Below are 13958 nucleotides of genomic sequence, written 5' to 3' on the forward strand. Positions count from 1 at the left end.
ACGCGCCCTTATAGGAGTACAAATCAAGCCCTGTAACCCAAAAAAGGTCGGACGACTGCTGTGTGAAAGCATTTAAAAATGGGGGACCAAATGGGGGATCTCCGCTAGCCAATAATACAAAAAATCTTTTAAATTCAAATATATAAATTAATTAAAAGCTAACCACAAGCCGGCTTTTTAATGTCCGTATGAAAGTCATTCTCTTGCCCTCCAAAAGCCACGATAGCCTTAGCTATATCACAGGTTTGCATCGCCCAGCTTCTCTGGACACCTTGAAAGCTCATTAGACTGCCCCCGGCAAGGCTCGCATATGCCGGATGGTGGATTCATTACGCAGGTAAAGCGCTAGGACAAACCATTTGCCGTGCACAATGGCTTACGCTTTATCAGCCTCAGCATCGCCCACGTCAGGGAAAGTTGAGTAATCGTTAATTTATACTCGCCTATCGATTCGCACAAAACGTAGTCATCACAGGGAAGCGTCCATGTCCGTTCCAACTTACGATCAGTTCATCGAGCCCATCCTGCGCTTTCTCGCCACCAAGCCCGATGGCGTTCCTGCTCGAGAGGCCCATGAGGCGGCTGCCAACCGCTTACAATTGACTGCAGAACAACGTGAAGAATTGATCGCCAGTGGACAGGCTACCTATAAAAACCGAGCCGGCTGGGCGCACGACCGACTCAAGCGGGCAGGCCTCTCCAGCAGCGCAAAACGCGGGTATTGGAAGTTAACAGACGCCGGAGTGGCCTACGCCATGGAACATCCAGTCCCTCTGCCATCCGATGAAGTGGAGCATTTAGCCATTGGTTATATGAATGTGAAACTGAAGGTTGCTTCCGACGCTGCGCCGCTTGATGACGAAACGCCTGTTGAACCCGCCGTCACCTCTGCCACCGCCAGCCCGGATGACCGGCTCGAGCAAGCGCTCCAGGAACTGCGCGCAGCCACGGCTGCCGACCTTTTGGATAACTTGCTACAGGTGAGCCCTACCCGCTTTGAAGTGATTGTGCTGGATGTGCTTCATCGCTTGGGATACGGCGCCAGCCGCAATGACTTGCAGCGTGTTGGTGGCTCGGGGGATGCCGGCATTGATGGCATCATCTCGCTCGATAAGTTGGGACTGGAGAAGGTGTATGTTCAAGCCAAACGCTGGCAGAACACGGTAGGCCGTCCTGAGCTGCAGGCGTTTTACGGCGCACTCGCCGGGCAAAAAGCTAAGCGCGGAGTGTTCATCACAACCTCTGGGTTCACGGTACATGCCGTCGACTTCGCTAAATCGGTTGATGGCATTGTGTTGGTGGATGGCACGCGACTGGTACATCTGATGATGGAACATGAGGTCGGTGTTACCTCGCGACTGTTGAGGCTGCCGACGTTGGATCGGGACTATTTTGATGAGGAGTGATTTGTAAGCGCTAAAGATGCGCAGCCCCCCTTTGGCCCTTGTAGCCTACAGCGATGGCACATTAGAATCAAAACGCATACCTGCTTACCCCCACGGATAAGGGGTGGGAACAGCTTGGACAATAGCCTGTTTAGATAAATGCGTAGGTCACGGAGACCGCAATGTCAGACACCAAAAGCATCAGGGATCAATTTTTTGTTTACCATCTCACCTCCATTGAAAACTTGGATGGGATTTTCAAAGAGGGCCTGAAGCCTCGGGCTAGTCTCGTTGACTTCACTGACGTAGCAGACAGCGAGATTCTCAAGAAGCGTAAAGCTTTGAAGCTTGACACTTATGTGCCCTTTCATTGGTTTGCTGCCAACCCCTTTGATGGGCGTGTGCAACTTGATCGACCCAAATCAAAATTCGCGCTGATCTCTGTTTACAGAACATTTGCCAGGGAGAACGGCTGGATGGTTATCCCCCATCACCCACTCGCCGATGAGGCAATTCAGCTACTTGACTACGATACTGGCCACAGAGCGATTAACTGGGCAGTGATGGACACTCGGGACTATAAAAAAGCTGAGTGCAAAAACATTTGTATGGCTGAATGCCTCTCTCCCGACGTGGTATCCCCCAAATCCTTTTCCAGAATTTATGTACCAAACGATGAAGTCAAAAAGCTTTGTGAGGCTAAACTGGGCGCAGCCAAGCTCACGACTCCAATCACGGTAAATCCTGGAATGTTTCTATAAATGAATTACAGCAGTCTGAATCCAGAAAAAGCGTTGATCTGGCGCATAGTCCATCGCGATAATCTGCCCTGGATTCTGGACAACGGCCTGCACTGCGCCAGCTCCGAGGTGCAGGCACCGCAGTACGTGAACATCGGCAACACTGACTTAATCGACAAGCGCCGCACGCGCTGCGTTCCTATTGCGCCTGCGGGCGTGTTGGCCGATTACGTACCCTTCTACTTCACGCCCTTCTCTGTGATGATGAAAAACATTCACTCCGGGTGGAGCGTTCAGCAACGCAGCAATGACGAGATTGTGATTCTGGTCTCCAGCCTGCCACGCGTCGCCGAGCTTGGCCTACCGTTCGTCTTCACAAATGCACACGCCTACCCGGATTGGACAGACTATTACAACGATCTGGATAATCTCCACAAGATTGATTGGTCTATCCTTCAACGGCGCGATTTCAAACGTGACCCCGATGACCCCCGCAAAATGGAGCGTTATCAGGCAGAAGCGCTGATTCACCACCACCTACCGATTACAGGACTCCTTGGCATCATGTGTTACACCGATGCTGCAAAAAAACGCATAGAACACGACGTCGCCGCCAGAGGCCTGACGTTGTCCGTCCATGCGCGTCCGGGATGGTATTTCCAATGATCAGATTCACCCAAGGCAACCTTCTGGAAGCCAACACCGAAGCCCTCGTCAACACGGTGAATACCGTAGGAGTGATGGGTAAAGGCATCGCGCTGATGTTCAAAGAGCGTTTTGCGGAGAACTATCGTTTGTACGCGACGGCCTGTAAGGCTGGCGAGGTAGAAACAGGCAAGGTTCACGTAACCGCAGTCAACGAACTGGAAGGCCCGCGTTGGATCGTTAACTTCCCGACCAAACGTCACTGGCGATCACCTTCGCAGATGGCATGGATAACCGAAGGTCTGCATGATCTACGGCGTTTTCTGATTGAAAACCATGTGAAATCCGTGGCTGTTCCGCCGTTGGGTGCGGGTAACGGGGGGCTGAAATGGCCGGAAGTTCGCGAGCAGATCGTTGATGTTTTAAGTGATTTGGATGTCGATGTGCTGGTATTCGAGCCTTCCAATCAGTATCTGAATGTCGCCAAACGCAGCGGTGTGGAGAAACTCACACCGGCCCGCGCGCTTATTGCCGAACTGGTGCGGCGGTATTGGGTGTTAGGCATGGAATGCAGCTTGCTGGAGATTCAGAAGCTGGCCTGGTTCCTGGAACGCGAAATTGAAAAGCGGCCAGGCCTCAAGAACCCGCTGGACCTTAAATTCGTTGCTCACAAGTACGGGCCATATGCCAATCGTTTGGAGCATCTGCTTAACAATCTGGATGGTAGTTATCTGCATTGCAATAAGCGCATCAATGATGCGGAAATCAGCGATGTCATCTGGTTTGACCAGGACCGTAAGGCCTTTCTTCAAACCTACCTCAACACGGAGGCCAAAGAGTACTCACAAGCCTTGGAGTGCACCGCCGAGTTGATTGACGGTTTTGAGTCTCCATTTGGGATGGAGCTGCTGGCGACTGTTGATTGGCTGCTGAGTCAGAAAAATGTTTCCCCTACAGTCCCGCAGGTGCGTGAGGCATTGAAACATTGGGAGGGCGGAGCAGGAGCTGGGGCCCGAAAGAACAAGCTGTTTGATGATCAAGCGCTCGAGATCGCGCTCAAACGGCTTACATTCAATCATTCCCAAGCTCGACTGCCGCACAAATTGGAAATGGATGCATTGATATGTCGCCAATAAAGACATGAAGACAAAACGTGTCGCAAAAAACAATAAATAACGACATGAGCTGCGTTCTGTCTGGCGCATACCTTCTTAGCGGTTGCAGTTTGATCAAGGTTCCCTCGCCTCTAATGCGGCACTGAAAAGCTCCGCCATCAATACCTGAGTCCGCCAGCCAGCTCGGCTCGTGATAGGCGGCAACCGCTCATGTAGAGCAGTACGGCATCAGGTCAGCAACTTGCTGACCTGATGCAAATGTCACATCACCTCGGCTGCAAACACTCCACAGCCCGATCCGCCACCATCTTCGCCATCTCCACCAAATGCATCACTGCCCTCTGCGGTGCAGGCACCGGCTCACCGAGCATTTGCGATGTCGCCACCGCACAGTGCAGCAACTCAGCCACACGCACCCAGGCATCCTCGAAGCTGAGCTCTTCGTTGACCGTGAATGGGTAAGGCGTGAGCGGAGAAAGAGAATCCGAAACGATGTTTTCCATGGCACAACTCCAATTAAAAGTGTGTACCAATCGAATCCGGGCGACTAAACCCGATCACTGAATAGGCAGTGACGATCCGCAGCCTAGTCAGGCATTTCCGCTGGCGCAAGCGGTTGGGATTCCGCTCGGAAACGTCCTGCAATTGAAAGGGATAGGTACTGCTGGCCCTTTGATCATCGTCACCTATTAGTTGACGGTATGACCTATTTCAGCCGATTTATCCCAATTCGATCCCCCATTAATCTGTGCCCATGTTGAACGCAACGCCCAAACCCACTTAAACAAAAAGGATTCAACCATGAGCACTGCAACCTACAACCGCTTGAACAAAGACGACGCCATTGTTCTGTTGGTCGACCACCAGACCGGCCTGATCTCCCTGGTGCAGGACTTCTCGCCCAACGAGTTCAAGAACAACGTGCTGGCCCTGGCCGACCTGGCCAAGTTCTTCGACCTGCCGACCATCCTCACCACCAGCTTCGAGCAAGGCCCCAACGGCCCGATCGTACCGGAGCTCAAAGCGATGTTCCCGGACGCGCCGTACATCGCCCGCCCCGGTCAGATCAACGCCTGGGACAACGAAGACTTCGTCAAGGCGATCAAGGCCACCGGCCGCAAGCAGATCATCATTGCCGGTGTGGTCACGGATGTGTGCGTAGCGTTCCCGACCTTGTCGGCGCTGGCGGAAGGGTTTGATGTGTTTGTAGTGACCGATGCGTCCGGTACCTTCAACACCACGGTGCAGCAAGCAGCCTGGAGCCGCATGACACAGGCCGGCGCGCAGATGATGAACTGGTTCTCGGTGGCCTGTGAGCTGCACCGCGACTGGCGCAACGATATCGAAGGGCTGGGGAATTTGTTGTCCCAGCGGATTCCTAACTATCGCAATTTGATGAACAGCTACTCGGCGCTGACTGCTCGTCAAGACTAAGGTAACGACATCCCTTCAATAGGGTAATACGTAGCAGCTGTCGAGCCCTGGCGAGGCAGCTGCTACGCCAGGGGAACGCTCAAAATCACGCCCCGTCAATCCAGGATCAAATGCGGCAGAAACCGGCTCGAATCCTTGGTGATCAAACTGTTGTCCTCCCGCACACCAATCCCCGCCGCCTGATCACCTATCACCCAAGACCCGATCAGCGTGTAGCTGTCGTCAAATTTCGGCAACGGTGCAAACTCCTGAAGGATAAAAGGCGCATCGGTGTAGGGACCGTCTTCTTTGACGATCAGACCGTCGGCGGTTTGCAGTTCGATGTTGGCGCCTTCGCGCGAGAAGAACGGCTTGCGCACCCAGCCCTTTGGCACGGCTCGGCCTGGCTCGGTATCCAGGTGGGCCGCGAGCAGGTTGGGGTGGCCTTTGTTGAACTCCCACAACAGCGGCAGGATGCCTTTGTTGGAAAGAATGGACTTCCACGCAGGCTCGAAAAACTGCGTGTCACTCTGGGCAATCGCGGTACCAAAGGGTTCGTGGAAGATAAATTCCCAGGCGTGCAGTTTGAACAGGTGAGGAATCCAGCGATCCTGCAGGTCGACGAAACGGCCTTCGCTGGTCAGGCCGATGTCTTCGATATCGATGTGACGTGATTCGATGCCGACCTTTTCCGCGACCAGACGCAGGTAATCCGTGGTGCCTTTGTCTTCGATCGAGTCTTTCATCGAAGCAAAGTAGAACGGCTGGTTGAGCTGCAATTGAGCGAAAGCCTGATGCAGTTTGGTGTCGATGCTGTTGAATTGGTCGGCGTGCCTGGGCAGCAAGCCGCGTTCGATGCACTGCTCCAGCCAGCCCCATTGAAACGCCGCCGCCTCATACAGGCTGGTTGGCGTGTCGTAGTTGAGCTCCAGCAATTTGGCCGGCCCGGTGCCGTTATAGGAAAAATCCATGCGGCCATACAGGTGCGGGTGGCCTTCGAGCCATGAGGTGCGAATCATGTCGTAGAACGGCGCGGGAATGCTCAGGCGCTCCAGCAGCGCCTCGCTCTGGACCACACGGGCCACGAGGTCCATGCACATGTCATGGATCTCGGTGGTCGGGTCTTCGAGGTCGCGCTCGATTTGCTTGAGCGTGAACTGGTAATACGCGCGCTCGTCCCAGTAAGGTTCGCCGTCGATGGTATGGAACAGAAAGCCCAGGCTGTCGGCGGTCTGTTTCCAGTCATGACGCTCTGCGCAATGGATCTTCTTCATGGCCCGGGCTCCTTAACTGCTCGACCCGCCGCCGCCCCAGCCACTGCGTGCGCTGGCCTTGCTGCCAAAGCCGCCACGGGAGGTGGCCGAGGCAACGGCGCTCGACTTGCTGGAGGAACGCAGGGTATTGGCGTAATCGCTGCTGCCATACCTGGCCTGGTTGGACCGGCCGAATGTCGCCCCATTGGAGACGCGCTGATTGAGTGTCGAGTTGCCATAGTCGCCGCGATCATCGCGGTAGCGATACACCGGCTCGGAGCGGTAGCTGTTGCGATTATTACTGAGCATGTTGCCGATCAACAGGCCGGTCAGCAGGCTGCTGGTGGAGAAGCCTGAGCCGCCATTGCTCACTTGCGAGCCAGGCACTTGCGCTTGGGCGGCGTCCACCTGGGACTGTGTCACTTGGCCTTCGGCGGTCAGTTCGAAACCGCCCAGCTTGGGGATGAACTGGCCGTTGGAGTCCAGCTGGCACCAGCCGGCGACAAAGTCGGCATCGCAATCGGCCTGGCTGGCGTACACCGGGGCGATGCGGCGGTGCTCGGCCATGGCCGTCATATAGGCATCCGAGCACACGTCCACCGGCAGCTTTTCATCGGCACATTGCTGGACCGACTGGAAGTTGTACTTCTTTTGCAAATCGTAGGTTTTTTCCGTCGGCCCGCAGCCGGATATCGCCATGGCGACCGAGGCGGCCAGCGAAAGCTGGACGTACTTGCTTCGTTTCATCGTGAGCTCCGTGCGCAATCAGTTCTGGGAAGGCGTCATGCACGCGGCATTCAACATGCCGACGCTGATGGCCACCGCAGCCACGTAGATGCCGGCGGCGAGCTCGCCTTTCTTGATGCGCGCAGAAGTGCCTTTGAGCACCAGGCTGGTCACCAGGAACGCCAACAGTTGGACGATGGCCGCGATCAATGCCCAAACCACGAAGTCGAGGATGCTGATCGAGTAGGCAATGACGTTGCTGGCTGGAATGGCGAAACCGATGATGGCACCGCCCAGCGCGACCGCAGCCGACACGTTGCCCGCACGGATCAGTTCGAATTCCTTGTGCGGCGTGAGGCGGGTATAGACGAACTGGAACAGTGCGAACAGTAAGGCAGCCCCCAGGAGGTAGCTGACAAACCCGAACACAGCCGCTTTGTTCAGGGAGATGGAGAGAGCTTCTAGCATGGATGACTTCCTTTTTCAGAGCGCATTCAGGTCGGTTGTGTACAGCGAAATGCCCAGCGACGTGCTCAGGCTGACGGTGCCTTCGGCGTCTTCTTCGACGGAAAACAGCAAAAACTCTCGACGGTCGGTCAGGCCTGTGTCGCGGGCGTACAGCATTGAACGGTGTTCGACAATGTAGGAATCTTCTGGATTGATCACTTGCTCGCTCATCGCCACCAGTTCTGTCTGCCCCTCCTCGCCCCCCCACACACGGGCGTATTCCACGCCGTTGTGGGTGTAGGTCGGCAACCCGATCAGGCTTTGTGGACCCGCCAGCCGACGCAGTTCCGCTTCACTGCCGATAGTGACGTAACTCAGGTAGTTGAACAGGATCACCGACTCGACCTGCCCGGCGATATCGCCTGTGGTGTGCACCTGCAGCCAGTAATCTTCGTCGTTCATGTAGTAGCGCGACAGCCAGGTCGACTGCCCCAGGTCAACGGTGCCGTTACTCCAGATCTCCTGGGAGCCGGGGATCACCACCGAGGTTTTCCCGTCGAGCAACAACTTCAGGGTCGTGTCAAATATCACGCCTTTGCCCGGTGCCAGGCCCAACGGACCTGTAGTTGGCAGAGTGGTGCCGGCAGAGCCTTTCGACGCTGTATTCGCGTTCGGGGCCTCAAGCCCCATCAATTGTTTAAGCCATCCCATTGGAAATTTCCTTGAGGCGGGTGGAGGCGATATAGAAGAGTTCGCCGCCTTCAACGCGCGTGGCACTGGGCGGGTTGATCGAGGGTTGCCGGTCACCTTTGGCGCGATAGCCGATAAGGGTAGCGTTGTGGTGCTCTTTCATCTGCGTGTATAGATCGCCGAACGTGGCTTCAAAAGCCTCGGGCAATTTCATCAGGTATTGAGTGGCGCCTTGCCCTACGCACAGCAGCTCATTAATGACGACTGACGAACCCGGATCCTGGGAGGCGCGTACCAACATCTCGATAGCCATGCTTGAGGTGCATTCCAGACGGGGCGCGTAGGAGCTGGCGAGGGCGGCAATTTCACTTTCATTGAAGTGGGCGACTACATGCCCTACAGGACTCAGCTGATTCACCGCCAGTACGGTGGCCAGGGTCAGATCGTCGGACGGGGTACGCACCAGCACACGCTCGGCCCCCGGAACCCCGGCACGCAGTAAGAACGCCGTAGAGGACAGGCTTTCACCACGAATGAACGCCGCCTTGCCCGGCATCGGGTTTTCCTCGAGGGAGCAGTCGCAGATGACGATCAGGTTGTCGTTCGAGGTTTCGTCCTGAAGCAACAATTCAATGACCCGCTCGCTGCACGCCCCTTCCCAGCCAATGAGCACCGTATGGCCAACCTTGCCGGTGAAATCGCCTTTGCCCTTCATACCTTTTCTCCATGCATCGATAACACTGCTGGTGGTTTTGCCGATGGCTGCCGTCAACAGCGCAATGCCCCCGAGCATGACCCAGGTAGCCACAAAAACGCGCCCCGCCGCTGTCTGCGGCGCGAGATCGCCGTAGCCGACGGTAAGCGTGGTGGTGAGATAGAAGTAAACAAACGTGGCCGCAGCGGTGAGGTGCTGTTCGCCCAGCAATACAAGGCCCAGATAGGCCGTGCTCAGGTGTACTCCCAGGGCAACGACCAAGCCTGCCCAGCCGAATCGGTGAAAGAGGGACGAAGCGTACAGGCGCAATAAAAGAAAAATCGACATATCGTCCCTGGCTCCCTGGGGTACTTGATCCCTCATGGCGTCGCCTCTACGTCTGGAGGCTCTCGCGCATTCAGCCGGCATTAAACCTGCTGCGCGGCGTCGAGAGAAGTACCTTGGCTGCAATAAATCCGGCGAACGCACCAAAAAGATGGCCTTCAAAGGAAACGCCCTGGCGAGGCAGAAAGCCAACGACCAGGCCGCCGTACAATAAAGCCACGACACTGGCCGTTATCAGGTTGCTCCAACTGCGGTGAAACCAGGCGCGAGACAACAGGTAGGCCCATAGCCCAAATACCCAGCCGCTGGCACCGATGTGCAGACCTGCAAAACCGAACAACCAGACCAGCGAGCCGCCCAGCACAATAATGATCGCGCTGACGGCCATAAACCGCTTGACTCCTTCGATGATGACCAGGGTGCCCAGTATCAAAAAGGCAATCAGGTTCGCACTCAGGTGGGCAAAGGATGCATGCAAAAACGGTGAGGTGAGGATGCCGGGCAACCCGTGCATCGTTCTCGGGATCAGTCCGAACGCCATAAGGCTGTAACCGGTCACGGCATTGAGCAATTGCAGCGCGACCATGAACAGGGCCAAGCCTGCGATTATCTTGAAACCGTTAAGGGCACCCATCCCGACCTCGACACCTCGACATAAAAAAGAAGGGCAACTGATGCCCTTCTCGCGGCGGCGTCGCTTACTCGGCTGACTTTTGCTTCAGGCGTTCCAGAATCGCGTTGGCGCTGCCTTCGTTCGGCGTGATGCCGGCCTCGCGCAATTTGCGCTCCAGGTCGGTCCCCGTCGAGGCCTCAGCCAGCTCGTCCTGGGCTTGCAGTTCGGCGGCGCGTTGCTGCTGCTTGGCCTGCAAGCGGTTGAGCGTACCGACAGCGGTTTCCAGCTTGCCGTTGGCACCGCCACTGGCGATGGACGCACTGACTTGGGCCTTCTGTACGCTTTCGCGGGCCTTGGCCATGTCCACTTGCTGGCGCAGGCTTTTAATCCGGCTTTCGGCCTTGGTGATGTCCTTGCGCATGCTGTCGGCGTACCCACCGAATTCGGCGGTCTGCTTCTGCTCGACGTCGCGCTCGTTGGTCAGGGTAGAAATAGCTTCGGCCACTTCCAGGGCCAGGTCTTCACGGTTGGCCTGGATAGCGGCCATCGCCTTGGATTCCAGGTCCTTGATCTTGGCGTCGTACTCGCCGACGCGATCAGCCGCCAGTTTGTGCTTGGCCATGATGCTGACCAGCTCGCGCTTGGCGTTGGCCAACGCGGTGTCGGCATCGCGAATTTCCTGATCGAGGATGCGCAGGGCCTGTTGGTCGACGATCGATTCGCCGACTTCGCTGGCACCGCCACGCAGCGCGGTGAACAATTTGCTCCAGATGGATTGAGTCATTGGATACTCCCGAATACTTAATTGAAGAAACGTTCGAAGGCTTCGCTGGCGCGCTGCACGTTATCGACGAGGGTTTTCACCTCGGTCACGATGTTGGTCAGGCTGGAGTCGGAACTCAATGCGCCGAACATGTTGTAGACCACCTGCCCGTTAGGCATGGACTCGATACCGATCGAGGACAGCGGGAACATTTCCCGACTGTGTAGCACAGCATCGTTGAATGCCGTTACGTCAGTGATGGACTCGACGTCGACCAGCACGGTATCGACGATGATCTGCTCGCCCACTACCGCGATGTAAATCGGCAAGCCTCCGAAGTCGTTCATTTCCAGCTTGATACTGGATTCGGAACCTTGAACCAGAGACAGCGTAATGTCGTTGGCAACCACGTCGTCCAGGGCCTGAAGCGCACTGAAGAGGCGGTCGATGTTCCAGTTGGTACCTGCGCTCATGTAGTTCTCCGATATGAATGAGCCCGCCAGAATCGGCTGGCGGAGCTGTTTCTCCATTTGCTTGAGCAGGCTTCGGTTTTCGGGAAGCACCCAAGTTTCGTGTTTCACATAACCGGCCGCCGCCAGGCCCGCGCGCATCTGCTTCATGTAAAAGCTCGATGGCTTTTTAGCGGACGGTTTCAAGCGCTCTCCCTTGCGGCCTGGTGAATCTGTCTCGGGCCCTGCTGGCGGGCTCGATGGAGAGCTGCTTTTCATGGTACTGACCTCGTTGTGAAAAACTCACGCGTGAGAAAATCTACAGGTAATGTTCGCTATGCTCAATAGCTCACGCGTGAGATTTTTCTACGCACGTTGGATGAAGGGTTATGCAGCGCTGACGGCTCATCAGAAGCAAACCCGGCGACTGACCTGTGCTGCAAAGCAGGTGTGTGGCACTCTCCCTATCCCGCCAGCTCCCGCTCGATCTGTTCGATGCTCGGCAAACTGGTTTGAAGCGCTGCCGGCAACGACTCCCTTAATTGATAGTGCGCCACGCCAATCGGCCGATTGTTGTCGCGCAGCGCATACTCGGCCACTACTTCATTCTTGCTCTTGCACAACAAGAGTCCAATGGTCGGGCCATCCTGGGGATGTTTAAGCTGGGCATCCACGGCGGCGAGGTAAAAACTCAGTTTACCCAGGTGCTCTGGCTTGAATTTTCCGGTTTTGAGTTCGATCACGACGTAACAGCGCAGCTTCACGTGATAGAACAACAGGTCAATGAAGAACTCATCGCCCCCCACGTCCAGTAGCACCTGTTGGCCGACGAAAGCGAAACCTGCCCCCAGTTCCAGCAAAAAGTCGGTCACGTGCTTGATCAGGGCGTTTTCTATGTCGCGCTCCTGCGCATCCAAGGCCAGGCCAAGGAAATCAAAACGATAGGGATCTTTCAGCGACTCGCGCGCCAGATCCGATTGCGGCTTTGGCAAATGGCTCTCAAAGTTGCTGACAGCCTTGCCGCTGCGCTCCAGCAGACGATTCTCGATGTGCATCACCAGCGTATTGCGTGACCAGTTGTGTTCGATTGCCTGGGCGACGTACCAGCGGCGAGTCTCGGGACCAGGAAGTTTGTCTATCAACGCCACTTGGTGATACCAAGGCAATTGTGCAAGCACCCCTTGCACAAACTCCAAATCCGGCCAGGCCTCGGCAAATGCACGCATGTACTTCAGATTACGCGGCGAAAACCCCTTCATTTGGGGAAAAGCCGCGCGCAAATCCTGGGCGAGCCGGTCGATAACCTTGCTACCCCAACCCTGCTCGCTTTGGCGAGTCAAAATATCGTGTCCGATTTTCCAGTAGAGCAGCACCAACTCGCGGTTGACGGCGAGTGTTGCGCGTTGCTGCGCCGTATGAATACGGCCCTTGAGGTCGGTCAGCCAATCGCTGTAGCCCTCAGGCGATGCGGTCACGCCGGTAGATACATTGCTCATGCCCGTCTCACGTTTGGGTTTTCGGCAGACTAAGCAGAGACCTGTGCCGTCACAAGTGCTTATGAATACTTCAGGAAGCGCCCTTCAAACCTTGCGGAACGGTCCTGCTGGCCTTTGCAAATCGACGTATTGCAATCCTCTCTCTTGACTCTCCCCTATACGGCACCCCCTACCCTGAATCTCATTTCAGGAGCTGTTCACATGAGCCAACGCATTTTGGTCGTCCTCGGCCACCCGTCCAACACCAGTCTCTGTTCAGCCCTCGCCGACACCTATACCCACGCAGCAAAAACCGCCGGCCACGAAGTCCGTGTACTGCGCCTGGGCGATCGGGTGTTCGACCCCGTCCTGCACGACGGTTACACACAGACCCAGCCATTGGAGGCCGTCCTGCAAAGCGCCCAATCCGACATCCTCTGGGCTACTCATCTGACGTTCGTGTTCCCGATCTGGTGGGGTGGTATTCCAGCGTTGATGAAGGGGTTTATCGACCGTATTTTCCTACCTGGTTTTGCCTTCAAATACCGTGCGGGCAAGACATTCCCTGACAAGCTATTACACGGCAAGACTGCGCATTTGTTAGTGACCCTGGACACACCGCCGTGGTATTACCGCTGGTTCCAGCACATGCCGGGCGTGCATCAGATGCGCAAGGCCACGCTGGCGTTTTGTGGCATCAAGCCGATCAAGACGCTGCTGTTCGGGCCGGTACTCGGCTCTACACCGGCACAACGCGATAGATGGATCAAACAAGCCGGCGCACTATTTGGAAAAGGGAATTTTCATGTACATCGGCAAAGCCGCGCAACGGTCGGGCACCACCATCAAAGCGATTCGTCACTATGAGGCCATAGGCCTGCTGCCGGCGCCGCAGCGCCAGGGCCAATACCGGGTCTATTCGGAGCAGAGCGTTGAGCTGCTGATGTTTATCAAGTGCGCGCAGCAGTTGGGGTTCAAGCTCAAGGAGTTGCAGGAGATTCTGCGCGACAGCCCACGAGACACCTTGCCCTGGGACCGGGCAGAACACGCCATCGCCAGCAAAAAACGCGAGCTGGCCGCGCAGATTACCGAGTTGCAGAAAATGCACACAGGGCTGACAGCGTTTGAAAGCCAGTTGAAAGAGGCGCAGGGACAATGCTCGTCAATGAGCTTGGTCGTTATTTGAAGTAGCCCTTCAGCGCGAA

The 13958-nt window shown here is 56.0% G+C and carries 17 protein-coding genes; 7 read left to right on the forward strand and 10 right to left on the reverse strand.

Features of this window, described 5'->3' with window-relative positions; all coding sequences use genetic code 11:
- The first annotated feature begins 485 nt into the window (after positions 1-485).
- The 4 genes from PSH66_RS26375 (at position 486) to PSH66_RS26390 (ending at position 3906) form a co-directional block, all read left to right on the forward strand.
- Positions 486-1406 (forward strand): restriction endonuclease, encoded by a 921-nt coding sequence (locus tag PSH66_RS26375; protein WP_305427945.1) that lies wholly within the window; start codon positions 486-488, stop codon positions 1404-1406.
- A 161-nt stretch (positions 1407-1567) separates the two neighbouring features.
- Entirely contained in the window at positions 1568-2146 is a 579-nt protein-coding gene (locus PSH66_RS26380; protein WP_305427946.1) for a DarT ssDNA thymidine ADP-ribosyltransferase family protein, read from the forward strand.
- Entirely contained in the window at positions 2147-2791 is a 645-nt protein-coding gene (locus PSH66_RS26385; protein WP_305427947.1) for a DUF4433 domain-containing protein, read from the forward strand.
- Positions 2788-3906, forward strand: a complete 1119-nt coding sequence (locus PSH66_RS26390; RefSeq protein ID WP_305427948.1) for a macro domain-containing protein — start codon at positions 2788-2790, stop codon at positions 3904-3906. The genes PSH66_RS26385 and PSH66_RS26390 overlap by 4 nt, the downstream gene beginning before the upstream one ends.
- A gap of 245 nt (positions 3907-4151) precedes the next feature.
- Here PSH66_RS26390 and PSH66_RS26395 read toward each other — a convergent pair whose 3' ends face one another.
- Positions 4152-4388 carry a hypothetical protein gene (locus PSH66_RS26395; protein WP_305427949.1) on the reverse strand — a complete coding sequence of 79 codons (237 nt, stop codon included), beginning with the start codon at positions 4386-4388 and terminating at the stop codon, positions 4152-4154.
- 298 nt (positions 4389-4686) lie between these two features.
- Between PSH66_RS26395 and ycaC the strand changes: the two genes are divergently transcribed.
- Complete coding sequence (gene ycaC, locus PSH66_RS26400) at positions 4687-5319, forward strand: isochorismate family cysteine hydrolase YcaC (RefSeq protein ID WP_003176330.1); 633 nt, start codon at positions 4687-4689, stop codon at positions 5317-5319.
- Positions 5320-5414: 95 nt separating this feature from the next.
- Here ycaC and PSH66_RS26405 read toward each other — a convergent pair whose 3' ends face one another.
- The 9 genes from PSH66_RS26405 to PSH66_RS26445 form a co-directional block, all read right to left on the reverse strand.
- The gene (locus PSH66_RS26405; protein ID WP_003176331.1) at positions 5415-6572 is read right to left on the reverse strand and encodes a glutathionylspermidine synthase family protein; all 1158 of its coding nucleotides are present in this window, start codon (positions 6570-6572) and stop codon (positions 5415-5417) included.
- Between the two features lie 12 nt (positions 6573-6584).
- The gene (locus tag PSH66_RS26410; RefSeq protein WP_003176332.1) at positions 6585-7298 is read right to left on the reverse strand and encodes a DUF1190 domain-containing protein; all 714 of its coding nucleotides are present in this window, start codon (positions 7296-7298) and stop codon (positions 6585-6587) included.
- 18 nt (positions 7299-7316) lie between these two features.
- On the reverse strand, positions 7317-7745 hold the full coding sequence (locus PSH66_RS26415) for a DUF350 domain-containing protein (protein WP_305427950.1): 429 nt from the start codon (positions 7743-7745) through the stop codon (positions 7317-7319).
- Positions 7746-7760: 15 nt separating this feature from the next.
- Positions 7761-8435, reverse strand: coding sequence for a DUF2491 family protein (locus tag PSH66_RS26420; RefSeq protein ID WP_003176334.1), 675 nt, complete (start codon positions 8433-8435; stop codon positions 7761-7763).
- Positions 8422-9456 carry an ion channel gene (locus PSH66_RS26425; protein ID WP_305427952.1) on the reverse strand — a complete coding sequence of 345 codons (1035 nt, stop codon included), beginning with the start codon at positions 9454-9456 and terminating at the stop codon, positions 8422-8424. The genes PSH66_RS26420 and PSH66_RS26425 overlap by 14 nt, the downstream gene beginning before the upstream one ends.
- A 70-nt stretch (positions 9457-9526) precedes the next feature.
- A complete protein-coding gene (locus PSH66_RS26430; protein ID WP_003176336.1) occupies positions 9527-10087 on the reverse strand; it encodes a rhomboid family intramembrane serine protease in 561 nt (186 codons plus the stop codon).
- A 64-nt stretch (positions 10088-10151) separates the two neighbouring features.
- Positions 10152-10850 carry a PspA/IM30 family protein gene (locus PSH66_RS26435; protein ID WP_078734836.1) on the reverse strand — a complete coding sequence of 233 codons (699 nt, stop codon included), beginning with the start codon at positions 10848-10850 and terminating at the stop codon, positions 10152-10154.
- A gap of 17 nt (positions 10851-10867) precedes the next feature.
- The gene (locus tag PSH66_RS26440; protein ID WP_305427953.1) at positions 10868-11449 is read right to left on the reverse strand and encodes a YjfI family protein; all 582 of its coding nucleotides are present in this window, start codon (positions 11447-11449) and stop codon (positions 10868-10870) included.
- Between the two features lie 293 nt (positions 11450-11742).
- Positions 11743-12774 (reverse strand): YhcG family protein, encoded by a 1032-nt coding sequence (locus tag PSH66_RS26445; RefSeq protein ID WP_305427954.1) that lies wholly within the window; start codon positions 12772-12774, stop codon positions 11743-11745.
- Between the two features lie 201 nt (positions 12775-12975).
- On the opposite strand from PSH66_RS26445, the gene PSH66_RS26450 reads away from it, so the two are divergent.
- Positions 12976-13620, forward strand: a complete 645-nt coding sequence (locus PSH66_RS26450) for an NAD(P)H-dependent oxidoreductase (protein WP_305427955.1) — start codon at positions 12976-12978, stop codon at positions 13618-13620.
- Positions 13559-13939 (forward strand): MerR family transcriptional regulator, encoded by a 381-nt coding sequence (locus PSH66_RS26455; RefSeq protein WP_305427956.1) that lies wholly within the window; start codon positions 13559-13561, stop codon positions 13937-13939. The genes PSH66_RS26450 and PSH66_RS26455 overlap by 62 nt, the downstream gene beginning before the upstream one ends.
- Positions 13940-13958: the final 19 nt, after the last annotated feature.

Origin of the sequence: Pseudomonas sp. FP597 (genome assembly GCF_030687435.1) — a bacterium.
GTDB lineage: Bacteria > Pseudomonadota > Gammaproteobacteria > Pseudomonadales > Pseudomonadaceae > Aquipseudomonas > Aquipseudomonas lactucae.

What these genes read in the sequence shown, in the direction of transcription:
- PSH66_RS26375 (WP_305427945.1), top strand. Translation starts at nt 486, where the DNA reads ATGTCCGTTCCAACTTACGATCAGTTCATCGAGCCCATCCTGCGCTTT.
- PSH66_RS26380 (WP_305427946.1), top strand. Translation starts at nt 1,568, where the DNA reads ATGTCAGACACCAAAAGCATCAGGGATCAATTTTTTGTTTACCATCTC.
- PSH66_RS26385 (WP_305427947.1), top strand. Translation starts at nt 2,147, where the DNA reads ATGAATTACAGCAGTCTGAATCCAGAAAAAGCGTTGATCTGGCGCATA.
- PSH66_RS26390 (WP_305427948.1), top strand. Translation starts at nt 2,788, where the DNA reads ATGATCAGATTCACCCAAGGCAACCTTCTGGAAGCCAACACCGAAGCC.
- PSH66_RS26395 (WP_305427949.1), bottom strand. Translation starts at nt 4,388, where the DNA reads ATGGAAAACATCGTTTCGGATTCTCTTTCTCCGCTCACGCCTTACCCA.
- ycaC (WP_003176330.1), top strand. Translation starts at nt 4,687, where the DNA reads ATGAGCACTGCAACCTACAACCGCTTGAACAAAGACGACGCCATTGTT.
- PSH66_RS26405 (WP_003176331.1), bottom strand. Translation starts at nt 6,572, where the DNA reads ATGAAGAAGATCCATTGCGCAGAGCGTCATGACTGGAAACAGACCGCC.
- PSH66_RS26410 (WP_003176332.1), bottom strand. Translation starts at nt 7,298, where the DNA reads ATGAAACGAAGCAAGTACGTCCAGCTTTCGCTGGCCGCCTCGGTCGCC.
- PSH66_RS26415 (WP_305427950.1), bottom strand. Translation starts at nt 7,745, where the DNA reads ATGCTAGAAGCTCTCTCCATCTCCCTGAACAAAGCGGCTGTGTTCGGG.
- PSH66_RS26420 (WP_003176334.1), bottom strand. Translation starts at nt 8,435, where the DNA reads ATGGGATGGCTTAAACAATTGATGGGGCTTGAGGCCCCGAACGCGAAT.
- PSH66_RS26425 (WP_305427952.1), bottom strand. Translation starts at nt 9,456, where the DNA reads ATGTCGATTTTTCTTTTATTGCGCCTGTACGCTTCGTCCCTCTTTCAC.
- PSH66_RS26430 (WP_003176336.1), bottom strand. Translation starts at nt 10,087, where the DNA reads ATGGGTGCCCTTAACGGTTTCAAGATAATCGCAGGCTTGGCCCTGTTC.
- PSH66_RS26435 (WP_078734836.1), bottom strand. Translation starts at nt 10,850, where the DNA reads ATGACTCAATCCATCTGGAGCAAATTGTTCACCGCGCTGCGTGGCGGT.
- PSH66_RS26440 (WP_305427953.1), bottom strand. Translation starts at nt 11,449, where the DNA reads ATGAAGCAGATGCGCGCGGGCCTGGCGGCGGCCGGTTATGTGAAACAC.
- PSH66_RS26445 (WP_305427954.1), bottom strand. Translation starts at nt 12,774, where the DNA reads ATGAGCAATGTATCTACCGGCGTGACCGCATCGCCTGAGGGCTACAGC.
- PSH66_RS26450 (WP_305427955.1), top strand. Translation starts at nt 12,976, where the DNA reads ATGAGCCAACGCATTTTGGTCGTCCTCGGCCACCCGTCCAACACCAGT.
- PSH66_RS26455 (WP_305427956.1), top strand. Translation starts at nt 13,559, where the DNA reads ATGTACATCGGCAAAGCCGCGCAACGGTCGGGCACCACCATCAAAGCG.